Here is a 21,085-nt window from a genome sequence, read left to right on the forward strand (position 1 = left end):
ACGGTATACAGAAGGGATCACGAAGTGACCCTTGTCCGGAGCCGGAAAGGCGGAGCATGAGCACCGACGTCAGCAGTGCGGAGAACGAGGGTGGGGCTACCGTCCGCACCGCGCGTGTGCCCAAGTACTACCGCCTGAAGAAACATCTGCTGGACATGACGGAGACGTTGCCGCCCGGCACACCCGTCCCGCCCGAGCGCACCCTGGCCGCCGAGTTCGACACCTCGCGCACCACCGTCCGCCAGGCCCTTCAGGAACTGGTCGTCGAGGGCCGCCTGGAGCGCATCCAGGGCAAGGGCACGTTCGTCGCCAAGCCCAAGGTCTCGCAGGCGCTCCAACTCACCTCGTACACCGAGGACATGAGAGCGCAGGGCCTCGAACCCACCTCGCAGCTCCTGGACATCGGCTACATCACCGCCGACGACACCCTCGCCGACCTGCTCGACATCACCGCCGGCGGCCGGGTCCTGCGCATCGAGCGCCTCCGCATGGCCAACGCCGAGCCGATGGCCATCGAGACCACCCACCTCAGCGCGAAGCGCTTCCCCGCGCTGCGCAGGTCCCTGGTCAAGTACACGTCCCTTTACACGGCGTTGGCCGAGGTCTACGACGTCCATCTCGCCGAGGCCGAGGAGACCATCGAGACCTCGCTGGCCACCCCGCGCGAGGCCGGCCTGCTCAGCACCGACGTCGGCCTCCCGATGCTGATGCTCTCCCGCCACTCCCTCGACAAGGAGGGCAAGCCGGTGGAGTGGGTGCGGTCGGTGTACCGAGGGGACCGGTACAAGTTCGTGGCCCGCCTCAAACGCCCGCAGGACTAGTTCGTGGCGCGACTCAAGCGCCCACAGGACTAGGGGACTTACGGAGTTACCCGGGTTGCTCTACGTTCCTCCCGTCGCCGCATGGACGGGAGGACTCCCCGGTGCGTACCGCGAACGTCCGAACCATCGTCGTCTGGACCCTCGTCGCGCTCGTCGCCGCGGCGGGCTGGTCCGTCCTCGCGCTGGCGCGGGGCGAGAACGTGTCGGCCGCCTGGATGGTGGCCGCCGCCCTCGGCTCGTACGCCATCGCCTACCGCTTCTACGCCAGGTTCATCGCGTACAAGGTCCTGAAGGTCGACGCGACCCGGGCCACCCCGGCCGAACGCCTCGACAACGGCATCGACTACCACCCCACCGACCGCCGCGTCCTGCTGGGCCACCACTTCGCCGCGATCGCCGGCGCCGGACCGCTCGTCGGACCCGTGCTGGCCGCGCAGATGGGCTATCTGCCCGGCACGATCTGGATCATCGTCGGCGTCATCTTCGCGGGCGCGGTCCAGGACATGGTGGTGCTGTTCTTCTCAACTCGCCGCGACGGCAGGTCACTTGGCCAGATGGCCCGCGAGGAGATCGGCCCGTTCGGCGGCGCGGCGGCCCTGCTCGCCACCTTCGCCATCATGATCATTCTGCTCGGCGTGCTGGCCCTGGTCGTCGTGAACGCGCTGGCCTCCTCCCCCTGGGGCACCTTCTCCATCGGCATGACCATCCCGATCGCCCTGCTGATGGGCTTCTATCTACGGGTACTCCGCCCCGGCCGCGTCTCCGAGGTGTCGCTGATCGGCGTGGCCCTGCTGCTGCTCGCCCTGGTCGCGGGCCGCTGGGTCGCCGAGTCGTCCTGGGCCGGCACCTTCACGCTCGCGCCCTCGACGCTGGTCATCTGGCTGGTGGCGTACGGCTTCATCGCCTCGATCCTCCCCGTCTGGACCCTGCTCGCCCCGCGCGACTACCTCTCCACCTTCATGAAGATCGGCACCATCGCCCTGCTGGCCATCGGCGTCGTCGTCGCCCTGCCCGACCTGAAGATGCCCGCCGTCACGGACTTCGCGAAGCACGGCAACGGCCCGGTCTTCGCCGGTTCCCTCTTCCCCTTCGTCTTCATCACGATCGCCTGCGGGGCCCTGTCCGGCTTCCACTCGCTCATATCGAGCGGTACGACCCCGAAGATGATCCAGAAGGAGACGCAGATCCGGATGATCGGCTACGGCTCCATGCTGATGGAGTCGTCGGTCGCGATCATGGCGCTGGTCGCCGCGAGCATCATCGACCCCGGCCTGTACTTCGCCATGAACGCACCGGCGGGCGCGATCGGCACGACCGTGCAGAACGCCTCGCAGGTGGTGACCGGTTGGGGCTATCACATCTCCCCCGCCGACCTCGCGCAGGCCGCGAAGAACGTCGACGAGGCCAGCCTCCTGTCCCGCACCGGCGGTGCGCCCACCCTCGCGGTCGGTGTCTCGGAGATCTTCGCCAAGGTCACCGGCGGGAGTCTGCGCGCCTTCTGGTACCACTTCGCGATCATGTTCGAGGCGCTGTTCATCCTGACCGCGCTGGACGCGGGCACGCGGGTGGGCCGGTTCATGCTCCAGGACATGCTGGGGAACCTCTACCGGCCCTTCAAGAACGTGAGTTGGAAGCCGGGCCTGGCGCTGACGAGTGCCCTGGTCTGCGCGCTCTGGGGCTACTTCCTCTGGGTCGGCGTCCACGAACCCCTCGGCGGGATCAACCAGCTCTTCCCGATCTTCGGCATCTCCAACCAGCTGCTCGCGGCCGTGGCGCTGGCCGTCTGCACCACCCTCCTGGTGAAGTCCGGCCGCCTCAAGTGGGCCTGGATCACCGGGATTCCACTCGCCTGGGACGCGACGGTCACGCTGACCGCGAGCTGGCAGAAGGTGTTCTCCAGCGACCCCAAGGTCGGCTTCTTCAAGCAACGGTCGGTGTTCCAGGACGCGATCGACGCGGGCAAGGTCCTGCCGCCCGCCAAGAACATGGACGACATGCACACCGTCGTCACCAACTCCACGGTGGACGGAGTGCTTTCGGCCATTCTCGCGGTGCTGGTCGTGGTCGTGATCGCGGACGCCCTTCGGATCTGCGTTCGGCATATCCGCCGCCCGGCGCTCTCCACGCTGAGCGAGACGCCGTACGTCGAGTCGAAGATCGTGGCACCGGCCGGGCTGATCCCGACCCGGGAGGAGAAGGAGGAGGCGAGGTCTCGCGATGTGGTCGGCGCTCAGGCGGGCGACTAGCGGAGTGCTCTGGTACGTCCGGGAGTTGACCGACGAAACGGCCTACGACCGGTATGTCGCACACGTACGCCGGGACCACCCGGACGCGGAGGTCCCGAACCGACGCGACTTCGAACGCATGCGGACAGACCGTCAGGAGGCCGATCCACGCCAGGGTTTCCGCTGCTGCTGACCCATGCCGGACCCCTGCTTTTGACACCGATGTCAGGCTTTCACTAAATCGACATGACGATATGCGGACGGGGTCTTTCGCTCGCGTGATGCCGTGACCTACATTGCCTGCGCGTTACACAGGCGATCAGTGAGGGGACGGAGTCGCGAAATGTCAGATGTGCCTGAAGTTCCGCCCGAAGTGGCGGCGCCGGTGGTGACACCGGTCCGCGTGGTCATCGCCGTCTGCCTGTTCGCCCCCTTCGTGGCGCTGCTCTGGGTCGGCTCCTACGCCAAGACGGACCCCGCGTTCATCGGCATCCCGTTCTTCTACTGGTACCAGATGCTCTGGGTGCTGGTCTCGACGGCGCTGACCATGACCGCCTACAAGCTCTGGCAGCGCGACCAGCGCACCCGTCACGGAGGCACCCGGTGAACGACGGCGTGAACGGCGTCGCCCTCGGCGTCTTCATCTTCTTCTTCCTGGCCGTCACGGTCCTGGGCTTCCTGGCCGCGCGCTGGCGCCGGGCCGACAACGAGCACAGCCTCGACGAATGGGGCCTGGGCGGACGGTCGTTCGGCACCTGGGTCACCTGGTTCCTGCTGGGCGGCGACCTCTACACCGCGTACACGTTCGTCGCCGTCCCCGCGGCGGTCTACGCGGCGGGCGCGGCCGGCTTCTTCGCGGTGCCGTACACGATCCTGGTGTACCCGCTGATCTTCACGTTCCTGCCCCGCCTCTGGTCGGTGTCGCACAAGCACGGCTACGTGACGACGTCCGACTTCGTGCGCGGCCGTTTCGGCTCCAAGAGCCTCTCGCTGGCGGTGGCGGTCACCGGCATCCTCGCGACGATGCCGTACATCGCGCTCCAACTGGTCGGCATCCAGGCCGTGTTGGACGTCATGGGCGTCGGCGGCAGCGCCAACTCCAACTGGTTCGTGAAGGACCTGCCGCTGCTGATCGCGTTCGCCGTGCTGGCCGCGTACACCTACTCGTCCGGCCTGCGCGCGCCCGCGCTGATCGCGTTCGTCAAGGACGGCCTGATCTACATCGTCATCACGGTGGCGATCATCTACATACCGATCAAGCTCGGCGGCTTCCACGACATCTTCAGCGCGGCGGGCGCCAAGTTCAAGGCGGCGGGAGCGGGCGGTCTGGTCCCCGCCCCGGCGGGCCAATGGACGTACGCCACCCTGGCGTTGGGCTCGGCGCTGGCCCTGTTCATGTACCCCCACTCGATCACGGCGACGCTCTCCTCCAAGAGCCGCAACGTGATCCGCCGCAACACCACGATCCTGCCCCTGTATTCACTGATGCTGGGGCTGCTCGCCCTGCTCGGCTTCATGGCGATCGCGGCGGGCGTCAAGGTCACCAACGGCCAACTGGCCATCCCGCAGCTCTTCGAGAACATGTTCCCCGACTGGTTCGCGGGCGTGGCCTTCGCGGCGATCGGCATCGGCGCGCTCGTGCCCGCGGCCATCATGTCCATCGCGGCGGCCAACCTCTTCACTCGCAACATCTACAAGGACTTCATCAACCCGGCCGCGACCCCCGCCCAGGAGACCAAGGTCTCCAAGCTGGTCTCGCTGCTGGTGAAGGTCGGCGCCCTGGCCTTCGTCCTGACGATGGACAAGACGGTCGCCATCAACTTCCAGCTCCTGGGCGGCATCTGGATCCTCCAGACCTTCCCGTCCCTGGTGGGCGGCCTCTTCACCCGCTGGTTCCACCGCTGGGCCCTCCTGGCCGGCTGGGCGGTGGGCATGCTCTACGGCACGCTCGCGGCCTACGGCGTGGCTTCGCCGACCCAGAATCACTTCGGCGGCTCGTCCAAGGAGATCCCGGGAATCGGCGAGATCGGGTACATCGGCCTGACGGCGTTCGTGCTGAATGTGGCGGTGACAGTGGTCCTGACGTTCATCCTGAAGGCGGCGAAGGCCCCGGAGGGCGTGGACGAGACAAGCCCGGCGGACTACACGGCGGACGCGGGCGACCCGGGAGTGAAGGAGGAGCTCCCCGTCATCGCCGGTCACTGAAATTCCTTAGGGGCGCGGGGCTGTATCAATGTGCGGCTCCGCCGCGTGGGCGCGACCAGCCACAACGAACCCGCAGCGGGCCGCCGACAGCAAGTAAGACGGCGGCCCGTTGTCATACAGACTCACCCCCATGAACATCCTCATCCGCCCAGCAGACCCCACCGAATACGAACCCCTGGGCGAAATCACAGCCCAGGCCTACCTCCAGGACGGCCTCCTCGACTTCGGCGAAAGCGACGCATACCTCGGCGAGTTGAGAGCCGTGGCAAAACGAGCCGCCGCAGCCGACGTCCTCGTAGCCGTCGAGAACGGCCACCTCCTCGGCGGAGTGACCTTCGTCCCGTCCGGCGGCCCCATGGCCGACATCGCGCAACAAGGCGAGGCCGAGATCCGCATGCTGGCGGTCGCCCGCGAGGCCCGCGGCAAGGGCGCCGGCGAGTCCCTGGTCCGCGCCTGCGTGGACCGCGCCCGGGCCACCGCGGGCTGCACAGCGGTCGTCCTGTCGACCCAGCGCACCATGCACGCCGCCCACCGCATCTACGAACGCGTCGGCTTCACCCGCGCCCCGGAGCGCGACTGGAAACCCCTGCCGGAGCTCGACGACATCACTCTCCTCACCTATGAGTTGACACTCTGAAACAGCCGCGACACAACATCTGGGGGTGCCACGACAGCCCGGCACAAGATGTATGCTCATGCTCGCTGTCGCCGCAGGGGAATCCGGTGTGAATCCGGAACTGTCCCGCAACGGTGTACTTGCGTGCATGTGCACGCCTGGTCAGTCCGAGGACCTGCCGACGGCGCGCCCGGCCAACCGGCCAGGGCGCATGACGTCCGGGCCTCGTGGAGTGGGCCGGTGGACGCGACGCCCCGTGCGCTCGTGAGCTGCCGCCTGCCCTCCGCAAGGCCCCGTGCCGAGCGAGGGAGAGCCCCACCGTGACCATCGCGCCAGCAGAGCCGGCATCAGCGACCCAGGCGAACGAGGCGATCGCGACCGGAACCGACCTGCCGGGAACCGCCGTTCCCGGTGCCGACGGTCCCGGCGCCGCGATCCTGCGGACCCTGACCGAGCTGACCGCCGACCTTCCCGACGCCGACCCCGGCCGGGTCGCCGCCGCCACGCTCCGTGGCCGGTCCGCGCACGCGGACGAGACGGAACTGCGCGAACTGGCCACGGAGGCCGCCGCCGGCCTCATCTCCGAGGACCCGGTCTACTCGCGGCTCGCCGCGCGCCTGCTGACGATCAGCATCGCCGCCGAGGCCGCGTCCCAGGGCGTCACGACGTTCACCGAGTCCGTCGCCGTGGGCCACCGCGAGGGCCTGATCGCGGACCGCACCGCCGAGTTCGTGACGCTGCACGCGGCCCGCCTCGACGCGCTGATCGCCGCCTCCTTCGATGAGGGTGCCGACGACCGTTTCGGCTACTTCGGGCTCCGCACCCTGCACAGCCGCTACCTCCTCCGGCACCCGATCACCCGCAAGGTCATCGAGACGCCCCAGCACTTCATGCTGCGCGTGGCGTCCGGCCTGGCGGAGGACGACAGCACCCGCGCCCTGGACGAAGTCACCGCGCTCTACCGCCTGATGAGCCGCCTCGACTACCTCCCCTCCTCCCCCACCCTCTTCAACTCCGGCACCCGGCACCCCCAGATGTCGTCCTGCTACCTCCTCGACTCCCCGCTGGACGAGCTGGACTCCATCTACGACCGCTACCACCAGGTCGCCCGCCTCTCGAAGCACGCCGGTGGCATCGGTCTTTCGTACTCCCGTATCCGCAGCCGCGGTTCGCTGATCCGGGGCACGAACGGGCACTCCAACGGCATCGTGCCGTTCCTGAAGACGCTGGACGCCTCGGTCGCCGCGGTGAACCAGGGCGGCCGGCGCAAGGGTGCCGCCGCCGTGTACCTGGAGACCTGGCACTCCGACATCGAGGAGTTCCTGGAGCTGCGGGACAACACCGGTGAGGACGCCCGCCGTACGCACAATCTGAACCTGGCGCACTGGATCCCGGACGAGTTCATGCGCCGGGTGAACGAGGACGGCACCTGGTCGCTGTTCTCGCCGGCCGACGTGCCCGAGCTGGTCGACCTCTGGGGCGACGAGTTCGACGCGGCCTACCGCAAGGCGGAGGAGCAGGGCCTCGCGAAGAAGACCATCCCGGCCCGTGACCTCTACGGCCGCATGATGCGCACCCTCGCGCAGACCGGCAACGGCTGGATGACCTTCAAGGACGCGGCCAACCGCACCGCCAACCAGACGGCCGAGCCGGGTCACACCGTCCACTCCTCGAACCTCTGCACGGAGATCCTGGAGGTCACGGACGACGGCGAGACGGCGGTCTGCAACCTCGGTTCGGTGAACCTGGGCGCGTTCGTCACCGATGGTGAGCTGGACTGGGAGCGGCTGGACGAGACCGTCCGCACCGCCGTCACCTTCCTCGACCGGGTCGTGGACATCAACTTCTACCCGACCGAGCAGGCGGGCCGCTCCAACGCCCGCTGGCGTCCGGTCGGTCTGGGCGCGATGGGTCTCCAGGACGTCTTCTTCAAACTCCGCGTCCCCTTCGACTCCCCCCAGGCGCAGGCCCTTTCGACCCGGATCGCCGAGCGCATCATGCTCGCCGCGTACGAGGCCTCCGCCGACCTCGCCGAGCGCAACGGCCCGCTGCCGGCCTGGGAGAAGACCCGTACCGCCCGCGGTGTCCTGCACCCCGACCACTACGGCGTGGAGCTGACCTGGCCCGAGCGCTGGTCCGCGCTGCGGGAACGTATCGCCCAAGTCGGCATGCGCAACAGCCTGTTGCTGGCCATCGCGCCCACCGCCACCATCGCGTCCATCGCGGGCGTGTACGAGTGCATCGAGCCGCAGGTCTCCAACCTCTTCAAGCGCGAGACGCTGTCCGGCGAGTTCCTCCAGGTCAACTCGTACCTGGTGAACGAGCTGAAGCAGCTCGGCGTGTGGGACGCCCGCACCCGGGAGGCGCTGCGCGACGCCAACGGCTCGGTGCAGGCGTTCAGTTGGATCCCGGCGGACGTCCGCGCCCTGTACCGCACGGCCTGGGAGATCCCGCAGCGCGGCCTGATCGACATGGCCGCCGCCCGCACCCCGTTCCTGGACCAGTCCCAGTCCCTGAACCTGTTCCTGGAGACGCCGACGATCGGCAAGCTCTCCTCGATGTACGCGTACGCCTGGAAGCAGGGCCTGAAGACGACGTACTACCTGCGCTCGCGCCCGGCGACCCGCATCGCCCGCGCGGCCCAGGCCCAAACCCAACCCACCGTCCCCGTACAGCAGTTGACGCCCGACGAAGACGCGGTCGCCTGCTCCCTGGAAAACCCCGAGTCCTGCGAGGCCTGCCAGTAATGACCACCGAAGCCAAGAACCTTCTCGACCCGGGCTTCGAGTTGACCCTCCGCCCCATGCGCTACCCGGACTTCTACGAGCGCTACCGGGACGCGATCAAGAACACCTGGACCGTCGAGGAGGTCGACCTCCACTCGGACGTCGCCGACCTCGCGAAGCTGTCGCCGGGCGAGCAGCACATGATCGGCCGGCTGGTCGCGTTCTTCGCGACGGGCGACTCGATCGTGGCGAACAACCTCGTGCTGACGCTGTACAAGCACATCAACTCCCCCGAGGCACGGCTCTACTTGAGCCGTCAGCTCTTCGAGGAGGCGGTGCACGTCCAGTTCTACCTGACGCTCCTCGACACCTACCTCCCCGACCCGGAGGACAGGGCCGCCGCCTTCGACGCGGTGGAGAACATCCCCTCCATCCGCGAGAAGGCCGAGTTCTGCTTCAAGTGGATCAACGAGGTCGAGAAGCTGGAGAGCCTCCAGACCCAGGCCGACCGCCGCCGCTTCCTCCTCAACCTGATCTGCTTCGCCGCGTGCATCGAGGGCCTGTTCTTCTACGGCGCGTTCGCGTACGTCTACTGGTTCCGCAGCCGGGGTCTCCTGCACGGTCTGGCCACCGGCACCAACTGGGTGTTCCGCGACGAGACCATGCACATGTCCTTCGCGTTCGAGGTCGTAGACACCGTGCGCAAGGAGGAGCCGGAGCTGTTCGACGACCAGCTCCAGCAGCAGGTCACGGACATGCTGAAGGAGGCCGTCGAGGCGGAGCTTCAGTTCGGGCGCGATCTGTGCGGTGAGGGTCTGCCGGGCATGAACACCGACTCGATGCGCCAGTACCTGGAGTGCGTGGCCGACCAGCGCCTCCAGCGACTGGGCTTCGCCCCGGTCTACGGCTCCGAGAACCCCTTCTCCTTCATGGAGTTGCAGGGCGTGCAGGAGCTGACCAACTTCTTCGAGCGCCGCCCGTCGGCGTACCAGGTCGCCGTGGAGGGCACGGTCGACCTCGACGAGGACTTCTAACCCCCTTTATGTATCGCTTACTTCGCGGACGGCCCATGGAGCTTCCATGGGCCGTCCATGGAGTTTCTATGGAGCGGCAAAGTTCTTGAGGGGCATCTGTTCCCGGTCTCCCTGCCCCGGCTAGGTTCTGCCCGTCCTGTCCATGCCATGCACAACGGCATCACAGAGTCCCCTTCAGAACGCTCAAAGTGTCATGCCCATGACGACGTTCAACGCCGCCGCTACGCGCGTCACAGGCCTGCCACCACGCCGAGGAACCCCACTCCAATCGACTCGACGGAGGCAGTACCCCCATGCGTGAGAAGCCCAGACGAAGCCTGCGAAGACTACTGACCGCCGCCATACCCGCTCTCACCCTGAGCGTCTTCGGCCTTGTGGCCGCGTCACCCGCCGACGCGCAGCCGGTCCCCCACGCCGTCACCCAGTCCGCCCAGGTCTCCAAGGTCACCCAGAACTCCAAGGCCCTGACCGCCCCGGCGGCGCAGGCCGTCCACTCCACCGGCAAGGCCGGGCAGAAGGTGCCGACCGAGCACCTGTGCGCGACCGCGGCCCCCGGTTCCGCGGCCTGTTTCGCCCAGCGGCGCACCGACATCAAGCAGCAACTGGCCGCCGCCGTGCACCCGGACGCCGCCGCCGCGGTCTCCGGGCTCAGCCCGGCCAACCTGCACAGCGCCTACGCGCTGCCGTCGACCGGCGGTTCCGGCATGACGGTCGCCGTCGTCGACGCGTACAACGACCCCAACGCGGCCTCGGACCTGGCCACTTACCGCTCCAACTTCGGCCTGTCCGCCTGCACGGTGGCCAGCGGCTGCTTCAAGCAGGTCAGCCAGACCGGCTCGACCACCTCCCTGCCGACGAACGACACCGGCTGGGCGGGCGAGGAAGCGCTCGACATCGACATGGTCAGCGCGGTCTGCCCGAACTGCAACATCATTCTGGTGGAGGCCAGTTCGGCCACCGACTCCGACCTCGGCACGGCCGAGAACGAGGCCGTCGCCCTGGGCGCGAAGTTCGTCTCCAACAGCTGGGGCGGCTCCGAGTCCTCCTCGCAGACCTCCGAGGACACCTCGTACTTCAAGCACCCGGGCGTCGCGATCACCGTCTCCTCCGGTGACGAGGCCTACGGCGCCGAGTACCCGGCAACCTCCCAGTACGTGACGGCAGTTGGCGGCACGGCGCTGTCCACCTCCTCCAACTCCCGCGGCTGGACCGAGTCCGTCTGGAAGACCAGCTCCACCGAGGGCACCGGCTCCGGCTGCTCGGCCTACGACTCCAAGCCGAGCTGGCAGACCGACACCGGCTGCACCAAGCGCATGGAGGCCGACGTCTCCGCCGTCGCCGACCCCGCCACCGGTGTGGCCGTCTACGACACCTACGGCGGCTCCGGCTGGGCGGTCTACGGCGGCACCAGCGCCTCGTCGCCGATCATCGCGGGCGTCTACGCGCTGGCCGGCACCCCGGGCTCCAGCGACTACCCGGCGAAGTACCCCTACTCCCACACCAGCAACCTGTACGACGTCACCAGCGGCAACAACGGCTCCTGCTCGACCTCGTACTTCTGCACCGCGGGCACCGGCTACGACGGCCCGACCGGCTGGGGCACCCCGGACGGCACCGCCGCCTTCACCGCCGGCACCACGACCGGCAACACGGTGACCGTCACCAACCCGGGCAGCCAGTCCACCGCGACCGGTTCCACGGCCAGCCTCCAGATCTCGGCCTCCGACAGCGCGGGCGCGACCCTCACCTACAGCGCGAGCGGACTGCCGACCGGCCTGTCGATCAGCAGCTCGACCGGGCTGATCTCCGGCACCGCGTCCACCGCCGGCACCTACGCCGTGACGGTGACCGCGACCGACTCCACCGGCGCCTCCGGCTCGGCCTCCTTCACCTGGACGGTCAGCACCTCCGGCGGCGGCTCCTGCACCTCGACCCAGCTGCTCGGCAACCCGGGCTTCGAGTCGGGCAACACCACCTGGACCGCGACCAGCGGCGTCATCACCAACTCCAGCAGTGAGGCCGCCCGTACCGGCTCCTACAAGGCCTGGCTCGACGGCTACGGCTCGACCCACACCGACACGCTGTCCCAGTCGGTGACGATCCCCAGCGGCTGCACGGCCACGACGTTCACCTTCTACCTGCACGTCGACACCGCGGAGACCACCACCAGCACCGCTTACGACAAGCTGACGGTCACCGCCGGTTCGACCACCCTGGCCACCTACTCCAACCTCAACGCGGCGACCGGATACGTCGCGAAGTCCTTCAGCCTCTCGGCCTTCGCCGGCACCACCGTCACCCTGAAGTTCAGCGGGGTCGAGGACTCCTCGCTCCAGACCAGCTTCGTTCTCGACGACACCGCCGTGACGACCGGCTGACCTCCTCATGAGCTGAGCCCCGGCCGTCTCGCAGCGGCCGGGGCTCTGTCATGCGCGCCAGTGTCATGTCCACGAATACTTCACTTCTCACAGCGGATCCGGATGCGTCCGTGACACGTCAAAGGGGCAAGGAGGCCCCCCATGCGCCGATCCATCCTCGCTCCGTCCCTCACCGTCGCCACCCTGGCACTCGCCCTCACGGGCTGCGGCGGCACGAAGTCCGACACCGGCAGCGGCAGCGTGTCGCCGGCCCCGTCGCAGTCCCCCACACCGAGCAGGAGCAAGGCGGCCTGTACGGCGAAGGAGACCCTCGCCGCCACCGACGACAACGGCACGTTCTGCCTGACGACCGGCAGCACGGTCCGGATCCTGCTGGACGGGACGGAATCCCGGCCGTGGGCGCAGGTCAAGACCGCCGGCACCGGCCTGGAGGCCACCAACAGCGGGATCCTGATCCGGCCCGGCGACGCGAGCAACGCGTTCAAGGCGGTCTCGGCCGGGACCGTGAAGCTCACGTCGTCCCGGCCGCTGTGTGCGACCGCCCCGCACAAGATCTCCTGCAAGGGCATTCAGGAGTGGTCGGTCACCGTCGTGGTGACGACGTCATGATCCGGTGGGCGGTCCGGATCTGACGGTCGATGCGCCGCTCGTGCGCGATACCGAGCAGCGACGGGAAGGCCACGGCGGCGAAGATGCCGAGGACGGTCAGCAGGGCGATGAGGTTGTCCATGGCTGTGTTCATAGACACCACTGTCCCGCGTTACGCTCCTTACCGTGAGTGGCAGTACTGCCGTACACCCTCGATTTACTGCCAGATCCGGCGCACAATGGCACGATGCTGAAGAACGTGGCCGTGGTCCTGCTCGACGGAGTCCATCCCTTCGAACTCGGCGTCGTCTGCGAGGTGTTCGGCCTCGACCGCAGCGACGAGAACCTGCCGGTCTACGACTTCGCGGTCGCCTCGGCCGAGGGACCGACGCTCGCCACGCACGCGGGCTTCTCGCTGGCGGTCCAGCACGGGCTCGAGCGGCTGGAGAGCGCGGATCTCATCGCCGTACCGGCCGGAGCGACCTACGCCGCGCGGGAGTACCCGCAGGAGCTGCTCGACGCGCTGCGGCGGGCCGTGGACCGGGGCGCCCGGGTGCTCAGCGTCTGCTCGGGGGTGTTCGTGCTGGCCGCCGCCGGGCTGCTGGACGGGCGGCGGTGCGCGGTGCACTGGCACCACGCGGAGCTGCTGGCGAAGCGGTACCCGAAGATCGCCGTAGAACCGGACGTGCTGTACGTCGACGCGGACCCGGTGATCACCTCGGCGGGCACCGCGGCCGGTATCGACGCCTGTCTGCACATCGTGCGCAAGGAACAGGGGCCCGAGGTCGCCAACGCCATCGCGCGGCGGATGGTCGTACCGCCGCACCGCGACGGCGGTCAGGCCCAGTACATCGAGCGGCCGCTGCCGCGCTCGCAGTGCGACACGGTGGGCGAGGTGCTGGTGTGGATGGCGGAGCACCTCGACCAGGAGGTCACCGTCGAACAGCTCGCCGCCCGCGCCCATATGTCGCCGCGTACGTTCGCCCGCCGCTTCCAGCAGGAGACCGGGACCACGCCGTACCGCTGGATCCTGCGTCAACGGGTGCTGCTGGCACAGCAGTTGCTGGAGGGGACGGACGAGACGATGGACGCGATCGCCTGGCGCACCGGCTTCGGCACCGCGCCCGCGCTGCGCCACCATTTCGTCCGCGCCCTGGGCACCACCCCGAACGCCTACCGGCGCACGTTCAGGGGCCCGGAAGCCGCCTGAACGCACGCCTCTCGTCTCACCTGGGGATCGGCCTGAGCATCAGCCGGTGCGGATGGAGGGTGATGCCGACGCGGGTGGTGTCGTAGGAGCCGGACACCAGCTCGAAGCGGTACTTCGCCGCCACCGCCGCCGTGAACAGGCTCAGCAGGGCCATCGAGAAGTGGTCGCTGGGACACTTCCGGTTGCCCACGCTGAACGGGCTCATGGCGAACTTCGGTACGTCCTTGGACCGTTCCGGAAGCCAGCGGTCGGGGTCGAACTCCAGGTTGTGCGCATACGAACGCGGGTCGCGCTGGATCGCGTAGGGGCTGTAGATGATGTCGGCCCCGGCCGGAATCCGATAGCCGCCCAGTTCGGTGTCCGTGACCGCCCGCCGCGTCAATATCCATACGGCGGGCCACAGGCGCAGTGTCTCGACGAGGACATTGTTGGTGTGGGTGAGCGCGCGGACGTCGTCGAATGCCACCGGGCGTCCGCCCGTCACGGATTCAACTTCCGCGCATACCTTGTCGGTGTGTTCCGGGTGTTCGGTCAGGACCTGGAGCAGCGACATGATCGTGGACGCCACGGTTTCACTTCCGGGGGTGAGGATCGCGACCACCTGGTCGTGGATCTCCTGTTCCCCGATCGGCTCGCCATTCTCGTCGGTCGCCTCCAGCAGCGCGGTCAGCAAATCGTCCGGCTTTTGACCAGATGCCCGGCGTTCGGCGACGATCTCGTCGACGAGGAGATGCAAATCGGCCAGTGCCCGGTCGAATTCGCGGTTGGCCGGAAGAGGCAGCCGGTAGAGCGGTCCGGCCGGGACGACCATCCGCCGGTACATGCCCCGGAAGACGGTGGCGAGGGCGGCGCACAGCCGCTCGGCGCGCTCGTCCATGAAGTCGCCGCGCAGCAGACAGCGGGCCGCGATCCGCACGGCGACCCGGAAGGCCTCGGAGGTGCAGTCGATCGTCCCGCCGTGCCGCCAGCGCTCGGTGAGCGCGTGCACCTCCTCCTCGATGACCGGCCCGTAGCCGGGTATCGCGTCGAGCCGGAACGCGGGCTGGATGATGCGCCGTTGACGCCGGTGGGTGGGCCCGTTGGCGGTGGCCACCCCCTCCTTGCCGAGCAGGCCCTCCAGGGACTCCCACAGCGGGCCCGCGATGATGTAGTCGGGGCTCAGCGCGACGGCCCCGGTGAGGGCCGGCGCGGTGACGGCGTACACCGTCTTGGGGCCGAGGCGCAGCCGTACGACCTCACCGTGGTCGCGGAGCCGGGTCATGAAGGCCAGCGGGTCGCGGACCAGTTTCCAGCCGTGGCCGAGCAGCGGTACTCCGCCGCCCGCGACGGGCGGCTCCAGCAGTTCCGGCGCCTCGGAGGGCGCGGACTTCACAGACTCGACGGTCATTTCTCACCTGCCGCTTCGTTGTTGACGTACGGGGGTGTGGACCGGTCGTCCCAGCTGTCGACCATGTAACGGCCGGACTCGTGGTGGAACCAGTAGACGGAACTAAACCAGTTCCGCATATTGCCGAGGCAGGACCGCACGGCGGCGCTCAATTCCATTCCGCGTACGGTGCCGTCGTCGAGCCGCCCGGCAAGAAGTAAGGCCTCCTGTTCCGCGACGAGGAAATCGGCGATGCATTCCTCGACCCGGCGCCTCACTTCGGCGACCGCGTCCTCAAGGGTCAGCCTCTCGTGTTTGATGAGACTGATTCCGAGATTGTGGACCTCGTCGCCCGCTATTTCCTTCGGCAGGGAACAGAGGTCGTTGTACCAGGCGGCGAATTCCTGACTGAGCAGTGCCGCCCGCCGATATCCCGGATGTTTCCGTACACGGTCCGGGAGTTCGCATCCCGCGCCCGCTTCCAGCAGATCGGTCCAGATCCAGTGCGCGAAAGTGAGCCGGCGCAGCGCCAGGTATTCCTCGACCGCGGGAATGGTCCCCTCGATGCGATTGCGGAATTCCCGGTCGTAGGCCTCGATCACGGCGTGGAAGTGCCGGGCGAACCGCGCGTTCCAGGTGGCGGGGAGGAACGAGTAGATCCGCGTCATGCAGTCGGCGAACCCCGCGACCAGGGGATCCGGGTGAAGCAGGTGGTGGCGCGGTGAGTCCAGTGCGGCGTGCAAGCGGAACCGGAGCCGCCGCCAGGCGTCGGGCCGGCCGTACACGATGTCCCGGTCATGGCGGTCGTCCCAGACGAAGAACCACGCGCTGAAGTCCGCTATCGCCTGGAGCACCTCGTCCGGTGCGCCCAAGTAGTACCCGGCCATCAAGTCCGTGTAGCAAAGACCGTCGGCATATTCGCGTACCTTGTCCGCCGGCATCAGCCGCTTTTCCAGCAGCCAGACGCGTGTCTTCTCCTGGAGCCTCGGCCAATACGGATGCAGTCGCCGGGGAAACGCCGCCTCGATCACCGGGAGAGAGAGCGATGGTGGAACGGCGATCGCCCTCGATGCCGTTGTGGTGCTGTGCGAGAAAGCAGGCACGAACAAACCCCTCTCAGCCGCCAGTTGCACACGCCCCTCCCGCTGTGCCGGGCGTGCGCCGTTGCGTATCCCCGCACTTCCCATTCAGCACCACAACTGACCGTTCTGGGAACGGATTTGCTCCCTTCACTACCCCCAAGTGCCGAGAATCCATCCTTGTGTGACTGATTCTGGATCACTACGAGAGCAAAAACGATCGAATGTGCGACGGACATGCGAACGGCGCCTGGTCAGGGAGGTGCACCTGAACAGACGCCGTACGTAAGGGGGTTGTGATCGTTTCTGGGACTCCTTGGGACTCCCCGGGACTCAGTCGTTGGCGACCACGGGGTAGCGGGGCTCGTTCTCGGCCATCTGCCGCAGCGCGTCCTTGCGGTCGCGCTTGGAGAGCCGGTCGATGTAGAGGTAGCCGTAGAGGTGATCGGTCTCGTGCTGCAAACACCGGGCGAAGTAGCCGGTGCCGCGGACCTTGATCGGGTTGCCCCGCTCGTCCTGCCCGGTCACCTCGGCGTAGTCGGGCCGCGCGAGCGGCGCGTACGCGGTCGGCACGGACAGACACCCCTCGTTGCTCTCGTCGAGGTGCCGCTTGTCGGCGGGCAGATCGACCAGTTTCGGGTTGCAGACCACACCGACGTGCCGCTTGCCCTCGTCGTCCTGGCAGTCGTAGACGAAGACCTTCAGACCGACGCCGATCTGGTTGGCGGCGAGGCCGACGCCCTCGGCGGTGCGCTGCGAGGCGAACATGTCCGCCACCAGCGTCTCCAGCTCCGCGCCGAACTCGGTGACGTCCGCGCACTCCTTGTGCAGCACCGGGTTCCCGACGACCGTGATCGCCCGCGAGGTCCCCCGCTCCCGCCAGGCCGCCTCACGCTCCTCGGTCCCCTCGGTGTCGACGACAAACCCCTCGTCGTCCACGGGAAGCACGCCCACGTGCTGCTGATCGGTGTCCTGCTGCGCCATGCCGACGAACGCCTTCCTCAAAACCAAGGGGGGTGAGTTGCTGATACAGGGTACGTGGAGTTTTTTCAGGGGCGCGGGGCTGTGCATATCTGCGGCTCCGCCGCGTGGGCGCGCCCAGCCACAACGGACCCGCAGCCGAACGAAGTCCTCAGCAGACCTCTTCCAAGTCCCGCCAGTCCCTTGAATCCGGGCTGTCGGCAACCCACCCGTCCAACAACCCCCGGACGAGCGACGCGGGGGCCGCAAGCCCACACTCCCGCTCCGGCACCCACAGTTGCCCGTCGGTCCGATGCCCCAGCGGCCCAGGATGCCCCGGCTCACTGTGATCGTGCGGATCAAGATGCTCCCCGTCACCCTCGTCCGAAGGCATCCGCGACTCCGAACACATCCGGCACAGCAGCCGCACGGAGGACGACCAGTCCTCCGCCGCGAACCCCGCATCGGCCGCCAGCTGCTCCAACGCATCCCGGTCGGCCTCGGCGGCAGCCTCCAGCAGCACCACCCACGTCGGCACGGGCGACGGCGCCCACAGCTCGATCTCGTCGAACACCGGATACGCATGGCCCGACGCGGTCGTCCGCTCACCGTGCGGCACCCCGTCGTGCAGCACGACCTCGCCCCAGCGTCGCCCGGACGAGGGAAGCGGAATGGACAGCACCTCGATCCGCGCCGGATCCAGCCGCCGCCCCCACACGACCTCGGCCTCGCCCTCGGGAGACAGCCGTACGGCCGCGCTGCCGAGGTCCATGCCGGCGGGCTCGCCCGCCGCGGTGACCCCGCCCGGCACCCGCAGCCCGTACGCCTGCCAGGCCCGCCGGGCCAGCGGCCAGTCCTGGAGGGCGGTGGCCGCGATGCCCACGTTCCACCAGTCAGGTGCGCCGGCCTCCCGCTCCAGCAGCGCGACCGCGCGGAGCCCGGCCGCCCGGGCCTGCTCCCAGTCGTGCCGGAACTTGTGCAGCAGGGCGAGGTTGAACCAGGACTCGGACAGCCAGGGTTCCAGATCGGCGGCACGTGTCAGCAGCGCGCCGGCGTCCTCGTACCGGCCGTCGCCGATCAGCGTGAACGCGCGGTCTGTGGCCTGCCGCCAGGAGGCGGAGGGCCGGTGCCGTCCCTTGCCGAAGATCCTCACGATTCCCGCCTGCCAGTTCCGTTCGTTGGGCTGGCTCTGCCCCCGGACACCCTCTTCTTCGCATCCAACCACGTACGGCTGGGAGGGCGCTCATTACCCATGGGTTACCCAGCCGAGGGCAAGGTCAGACAGCCACGGGAGAGCACCCGGGCCAGCGCTTCCACGACCTCGGGAGCGTAGTCCCCGGCGGTCCCGAGGCGCAGCTCCTCCAGCGCCTGGAGGGGCCCGCCGGGGCCGCCTGCCCGGGTTTTCTCCTCGTACGCGTTGACGGCCCGCACGATCCGCGCGGAGACGGGCTGCTCCCGGCACGGGTCGGCCTGCCGCTCCACGACGGCCGCCACCTGAGGACTCACCCCGGTCTGCCGTACGACGGCCCCGCCGAGCAGTGCTATCCGCCGCTGCTCGGCCACGGGGAGTACGGCGGTGGCGCCGGCCGGTACCGGGTCGACGAGGCTGAGCTGGCCGATGTCGTGCATCAGGGCTGCGTACTCCAGGACGGTGAGGTCGGGTTCGGACAGTCCCATGTCCCGCCCGACCGCCTGGCAGAGCGCGGCGACCCGGCGGGCGTGCCCGGCCGGGGTGTACCCGGCGATCTCGGTGGAGCGGGCGAGGGAGGTGATGGTCTGCCGGTAGGTGTCCCGTACGGCCGCGTACCGCCGGAAGGACAGCTGGGTCAGCAGCAAGGGCACGGAGAAGACGGGCAGCGCCCACAGCCCGACGACGGCGACCGCGAGCGCCATCACCGCGCCGGTCGCGCAGACCGCGGACCCGATGCCGAGCATGCCGCGCAGTTCGTCGCGGAGCAGCGGGCCGAAGGGCCAGCGGGTGCGGGAGTGGGCGAGCGCGGCGGCGAGCACGGCGTCGCACAGGGCGGTGAGGGCGAGCAGTGCGAGCAGCAGGAGGGCGTAGGCGGGGCCGCCCCAGTGGCCGAACACCCCTTGGTTGTAAAGGGGTTGGAAGCAGACGGCGGCGAAGCCGACGGTCAGTACGCGGCGCGCCAGGTGGTCGGAGGTACGGCCGCGGCCGCGCGCGATGTGCGGCACACAGCCGACGAGGGAGGCGGCGACGACCACGGTGACGACCTGGAAGGCGCCGTGGTGGGTGGGCCGGCCGGCGTCGGCGCCGAGCAGCGCGTAGGCGAGGGCGCCGGCGGCGCCGAGCGGGGCGGTCTCCCGGAGCCCGAGCCCGGTCGTCCCGTTCCACCGGCTCAGCTCCCCCACGGCGACGAGCACTCCGAAGGCGAGGGCGACTCCGCGTTCTTCGAGGCCGGTCCAGAGGGTGTGGGTGAGGGCGGTGGTGGCGAGGAGGAGGGCGGAGGCGTGGACGAGGGTGAGGATCAACGGCGGCCGAGGCAGGGGCATGTGAACGTCAACCCCTCAGCCCACTGGAGACGGCCGGGCTGGGTGGGAGAAGGGTGGGGGACCGGACTTCGTCGGCGGTCACGGAGGGGTGCCATCCACACCGCCCCAGCGCCCGCACCAACGCCCGCACCATCAACGGGTCGAACTGACTTCCGGCACAGCGCGACAGCTCCTCCAGCGCGGCGGACACCGGCCGGGCCCGCCGGTACGACCGGGTCGACGTCATCGCGTCGAAGGCGTCGGCGACGGCGACCACCCGCGCGGACTCCGGGATCTGACTGCCCAGCAGTCCGTAGGGATACCCGCTGCCGTCCAGCCGTTCGTGATGGTGCAGGACGGCCGCCCGGGCCTCCCCCAGGAAGCTGATCCCGCGCACGATCTCGTGGCCGTACTCGGGATGCAGTTCGATCACCCGCCGCTCCTCGGGCGTGAGCGGCCCGTCCTTGCGTAGCAGGCGCGTCGGAACGCCCAACTTCCCCACGTCGTGCAGGATTCCGGCGAAGCGGAGCACCTCCACCCGCGAGTCGTCCATGCCCAGCTCCCGCGCGATCATCATCGACGCCTGTCCGACCCGCTCGCTGTGCCCGCGGGTGTACCCGTCCTTGATGTCGACGGCCTGGACGAGGGCGCGGATGGTGGCCTGGTGGGCCGCGTGTTCCCGGTGGTACTGGGCGAACACCCACCAGGACACGCCCATGGGCAGCAGCACGAGCAGCGCGGCGACCGGGCCGTAGGGGCTGCGCCAGAGCACGGCCATCATCAGCCCGGCGAGCCCGTGCACGCCGATGGGTGCCAGGGATCGTAGGAACAGGCCTTGCCAGGCCCGTCGCAGCGGCACCTGTTCCGCGAGCGCGAGAATCCCGCCGTCGAGGACGGTCAGGACCAGGCAGAAGGCGAGGACGGCGGCGAGAGCGGGCAGCAGGGCGTAGGGGAAGTCCGAGGCGACGACCGCGTTCCGGCCGCCCAGCGCCCAGTGCACGCGGCCCGCCGTCCACACGGCGAGCGCGAGCTGCGCGGCCCGCCAGCTGCGCCGCAGCCGGGGTGAGCCCTGCTCGACGTGGGAGAACAGGGCACCCGGCAGCGGTACGAGCGCGGCGGCGGGCGGCGGGAGGAGGAAGGCGGCGGCGAGCAGCACCGGGTAGAAGGTGCCCGCGAACCGGCGGCGGGCGATCTGCTCGCAGCCCGCGTAGAGGGCCGCCAACAGCACGACCGCCCACCAGGGTGCGTGGACGGCCGGCAGCGGAAGCAGGCAGAGCAGGGCGCCGAGGACGGCACAGACCACGAACGCACGTGCCCGTGCCGGTGTCGCCTCCATGGCTGACGCCCCTCCCCCCGACCATGCCTGTCCAGGCCGAGGAGCCTA

18 protein-coding genes and 1 riboswitch are annotated in these 21,085 nt (G+C 69.0%); of the genes, 11 read left to right on the plus strand and 7 right to left on the minus strand.

All coding sequences use genetic code 11. From position 1 onward, the window contains the following. Positions 1-56: 56 nt before the first annotated feature. From ACQHII_RS16760 to ACQHII_RS16805, 10 genes are all read left to right on the plus strand, one after another. On the plus strand, positions 57-821 hold the full coding sequence (locus ACQHII_RS16760; RefSeq protein ID WP_033282079.1) for a GntR family transcriptional regulator: 765 nt from the start codon (positions 57-59) through the stop codon (positions 819-821). 101 nt (positions 822-922) lie between these two features. Beyond that, on the plus strand, positions 923-3,067 hold the full coding sequence (locus ACQHII_RS16765; protein WP_427920062.1) for a carbon starvation CstA family protein: 2,145 nt from the start codon (positions 923-925) through the stop codon (positions 3,065-3,067). Next, complete coding sequence (locus ACQHII_RS16770) at positions 3,039-3,239, plus strand: YbdD/YjiX family protein (protein ID WP_427920063.1); 201 nt, start codon at positions 3,039-3,041, stop codon at positions 3,237-3,239. Before ACQHII_RS16765 ends, ACQHII_RS16770 begins: the two co-directional genes overlap by 29 nt. Positions 3,240-3,389: 150 nt before the next feature. Beyond that, positions 3,390-3,653 carry a DUF3311 domain-containing protein gene (locus ACQHII_RS16775; protein ID WP_427920064.1) on the plus strand — a complete coding sequence of 88 codons (264 nt, stop codon included), beginning with the start codon at positions 3,390-3,392 and terminating at the stop codon, positions 3,651-3,653. Continuing rightward, positions 3,650-5,251: a monocarboxylate uptake permease MctP gene (gene mctP / locus ACQHII_RS16780; protein ID WP_427920065.1), complete on the plus strand. Its 1,602-nt coding sequence runs from the start codon at positions 3,650-3,652 to the stop codon at positions 5,249-5,251. The genes ACQHII_RS16775 and mctP overlap by 4 nt, the downstream gene beginning before the upstream one ends. 130 nt (positions 5,252-5,381) lie before the next feature. After that, the gene (locus ACQHII_RS16785; protein ID WP_427920066.1) at positions 5,382-5,888 is read left to right on the plus strand and encodes a GNAT family N-acetyltransferase; all 507 of its coding nucleotides are present in this window, start codon (positions 5,382-5,384) and stop codon (positions 5,886-5,888) included. Between the two features lie 52 nt (positions 5,889-5,940). Continuing rightward, positions 5,941-6,064: riboswitch (cobalamin riboswitch) on the plus strand. A 123-nt stretch (positions 6,065-6,187) separates the two neighbouring features. Next, the gene (locus ACQHII_RS16790) at positions 6,188-8,614 is read left to right on the plus strand and encodes a ribonucleoside-diphosphate reductase subunit alpha (RefSeq protein ID WP_427920067.1); all 2,427 of its coding nucleotides are present in this window, start codon (positions 6,188-6,190) and stop codon (positions 8,612-8,614) included. Then, complete coding sequence (locus ACQHII_RS16795; RefSeq protein ID WP_427920068.1) at positions 8,614-9,627, plus strand: ribonucleotide-diphosphate reductase subunit beta; 1,014 nt, start codon at positions 8,614-8,616, stop codon at positions 9,625-9,627. The genes ACQHII_RS16790 and ACQHII_RS16795 overlap by 1 nt, the downstream gene beginning before the upstream one ends. A gap of 293 nt (positions 9,628-9,920) precedes the next feature. Beyond that, positions 9,921-12,005 (plus strand): putative Ig domain-containing protein, encoded by a 2,085-nt coding sequence (locus tag ACQHII_RS16800; protein ID WP_427920069.1) that lies wholly within the window; start codon positions 9,921-9,923, stop codon positions 12,003-12,005. A gap of 141 nt (positions 12,006-12,146) precedes the next feature. Continuing rightward, positions 12,147-12,614: a hypothetical protein gene (locus ACQHII_RS16805; RefSeq protein WP_427920070.1), complete on the plus strand. Its 468-nt coding sequence runs from the start codon at positions 12,147-12,149 to the stop codon at positions 12,612-12,614. On the opposite strand, the gene ACQHII_RS16810 is transcribed toward ACQHII_RS16805, so the two are convergent. Then, positions 12,589-12,747 (minus strand): hypothetical protein, encoded by a 159-nt coding sequence (locus tag ACQHII_RS16810; protein WP_427920071.1) that lies wholly within the window; start codon positions 12,745-12,747, stop codon positions 12,589-12,591. The two genes, ACQHII_RS16805 and ACQHII_RS16810, sit on opposite strands and share 26 nt — an antisense overlap. Before the next feature lie 93 nt (positions 12,748-12,840). On the opposite strand from ACQHII_RS16810, the gene ACQHII_RS16815 reads away from it, so the two are divergent. Then, positions 12,841-13,803 (plus strand): GlxA family transcriptional regulator, encoded by a 963-nt coding sequence (locus tag ACQHII_RS16815; protein ID WP_427920072.1) that lies wholly within the window; start codon positions 12,841-12,843, stop codon positions 13,801-13,803. 16 nt (positions 13,804-13,819) lie between these two features. Here ACQHII_RS16815 and ACQHII_RS16820 read toward each other — a convergent pair whose 3' ends face one another. The 6 genes from ACQHII_RS16820 to ACQHII_RS16845 all read right to left on the minus strand — a co-directional run bounded on the left by ACQHII_RS16820 (position 13,820) and on the right by ACQHII_RS16845 (position 21,037). Continuing rightward, positions 13,820-15,190 carry a cytochrome P450 gene (locus tag ACQHII_RS16820; protein WP_427920073.1) on the minus strand — a complete coding sequence of 457 codons (1,371 nt, stop codon included), beginning with the start codon at positions 15,188-15,190 and terminating at the stop codon, positions 13,820-13,822. Continuing rightward, positions 15,187-16,272: an epi-isozizaene synthase gene (gene cyc1, locus ACQHII_RS16825; protein WP_427925331.1), complete on the minus strand. Its 1,086-nt coding sequence runs from the start codon at positions 16,270-16,272 to the stop codon at positions 15,187-15,189. Before cyc1 ends, ACQHII_RS16820 begins: the two co-directional genes overlap by 4 nt. A gap of 309 nt (positions 16,273-16,581) precedes the next feature. Beyond that, entirely contained in the window at positions 16,582-17,232 is a 651-nt protein-coding gene (gene def / locus ACQHII_RS16830; RefSeq protein WP_019072154.1) for a peptide deformylase, read from the minus strand. Between the two features lie 148 nt (positions 17,233-17,380). Beyond that, the gene (locus ACQHII_RS16835) at positions 17,381-18,361 is read right to left on the minus strand and encodes a tetratricopeptide repeat protein (protein ID WP_399114702.1); all 981 of its coding nucleotides are present in this window, start codon (positions 18,359-18,361) and stop codon (positions 17,381-17,383) included. A gap of 104 nt (positions 18,362-18,465) precedes the next feature. Continuing rightward, complete coding sequence (locus tag ACQHII_RS16840; protein ID WP_427920074.1) at positions 18,466-19,722, minus strand: HD-GYP domain-containing protein; 1,257 nt, start codon at positions 19,720-19,722, stop codon at positions 18,466-18,468. A 7-nt stretch (positions 19,723-19,729) separates the two neighbouring features. Continuing rightward, complete coding sequence (locus tag ACQHII_RS16845) at positions 19,730-21,037, minus strand: HD-GYP domain-containing protein (protein WP_427920075.1); 1,308 nt, start codon at positions 21,035-21,037, stop codon at positions 19,730-19,732. Positions 21,038-21,085: the final 48 nt, after the last annotated feature.

Source organism: Streptomyces sp. cg40 (assembly GCF_050320165.1).
Lineage (GTDB): Bacteria > Actinomycetota > Actinomycetes > Streptomycetales > Streptomycetaceae > Streptomyces > Streptomyces hokutonensis.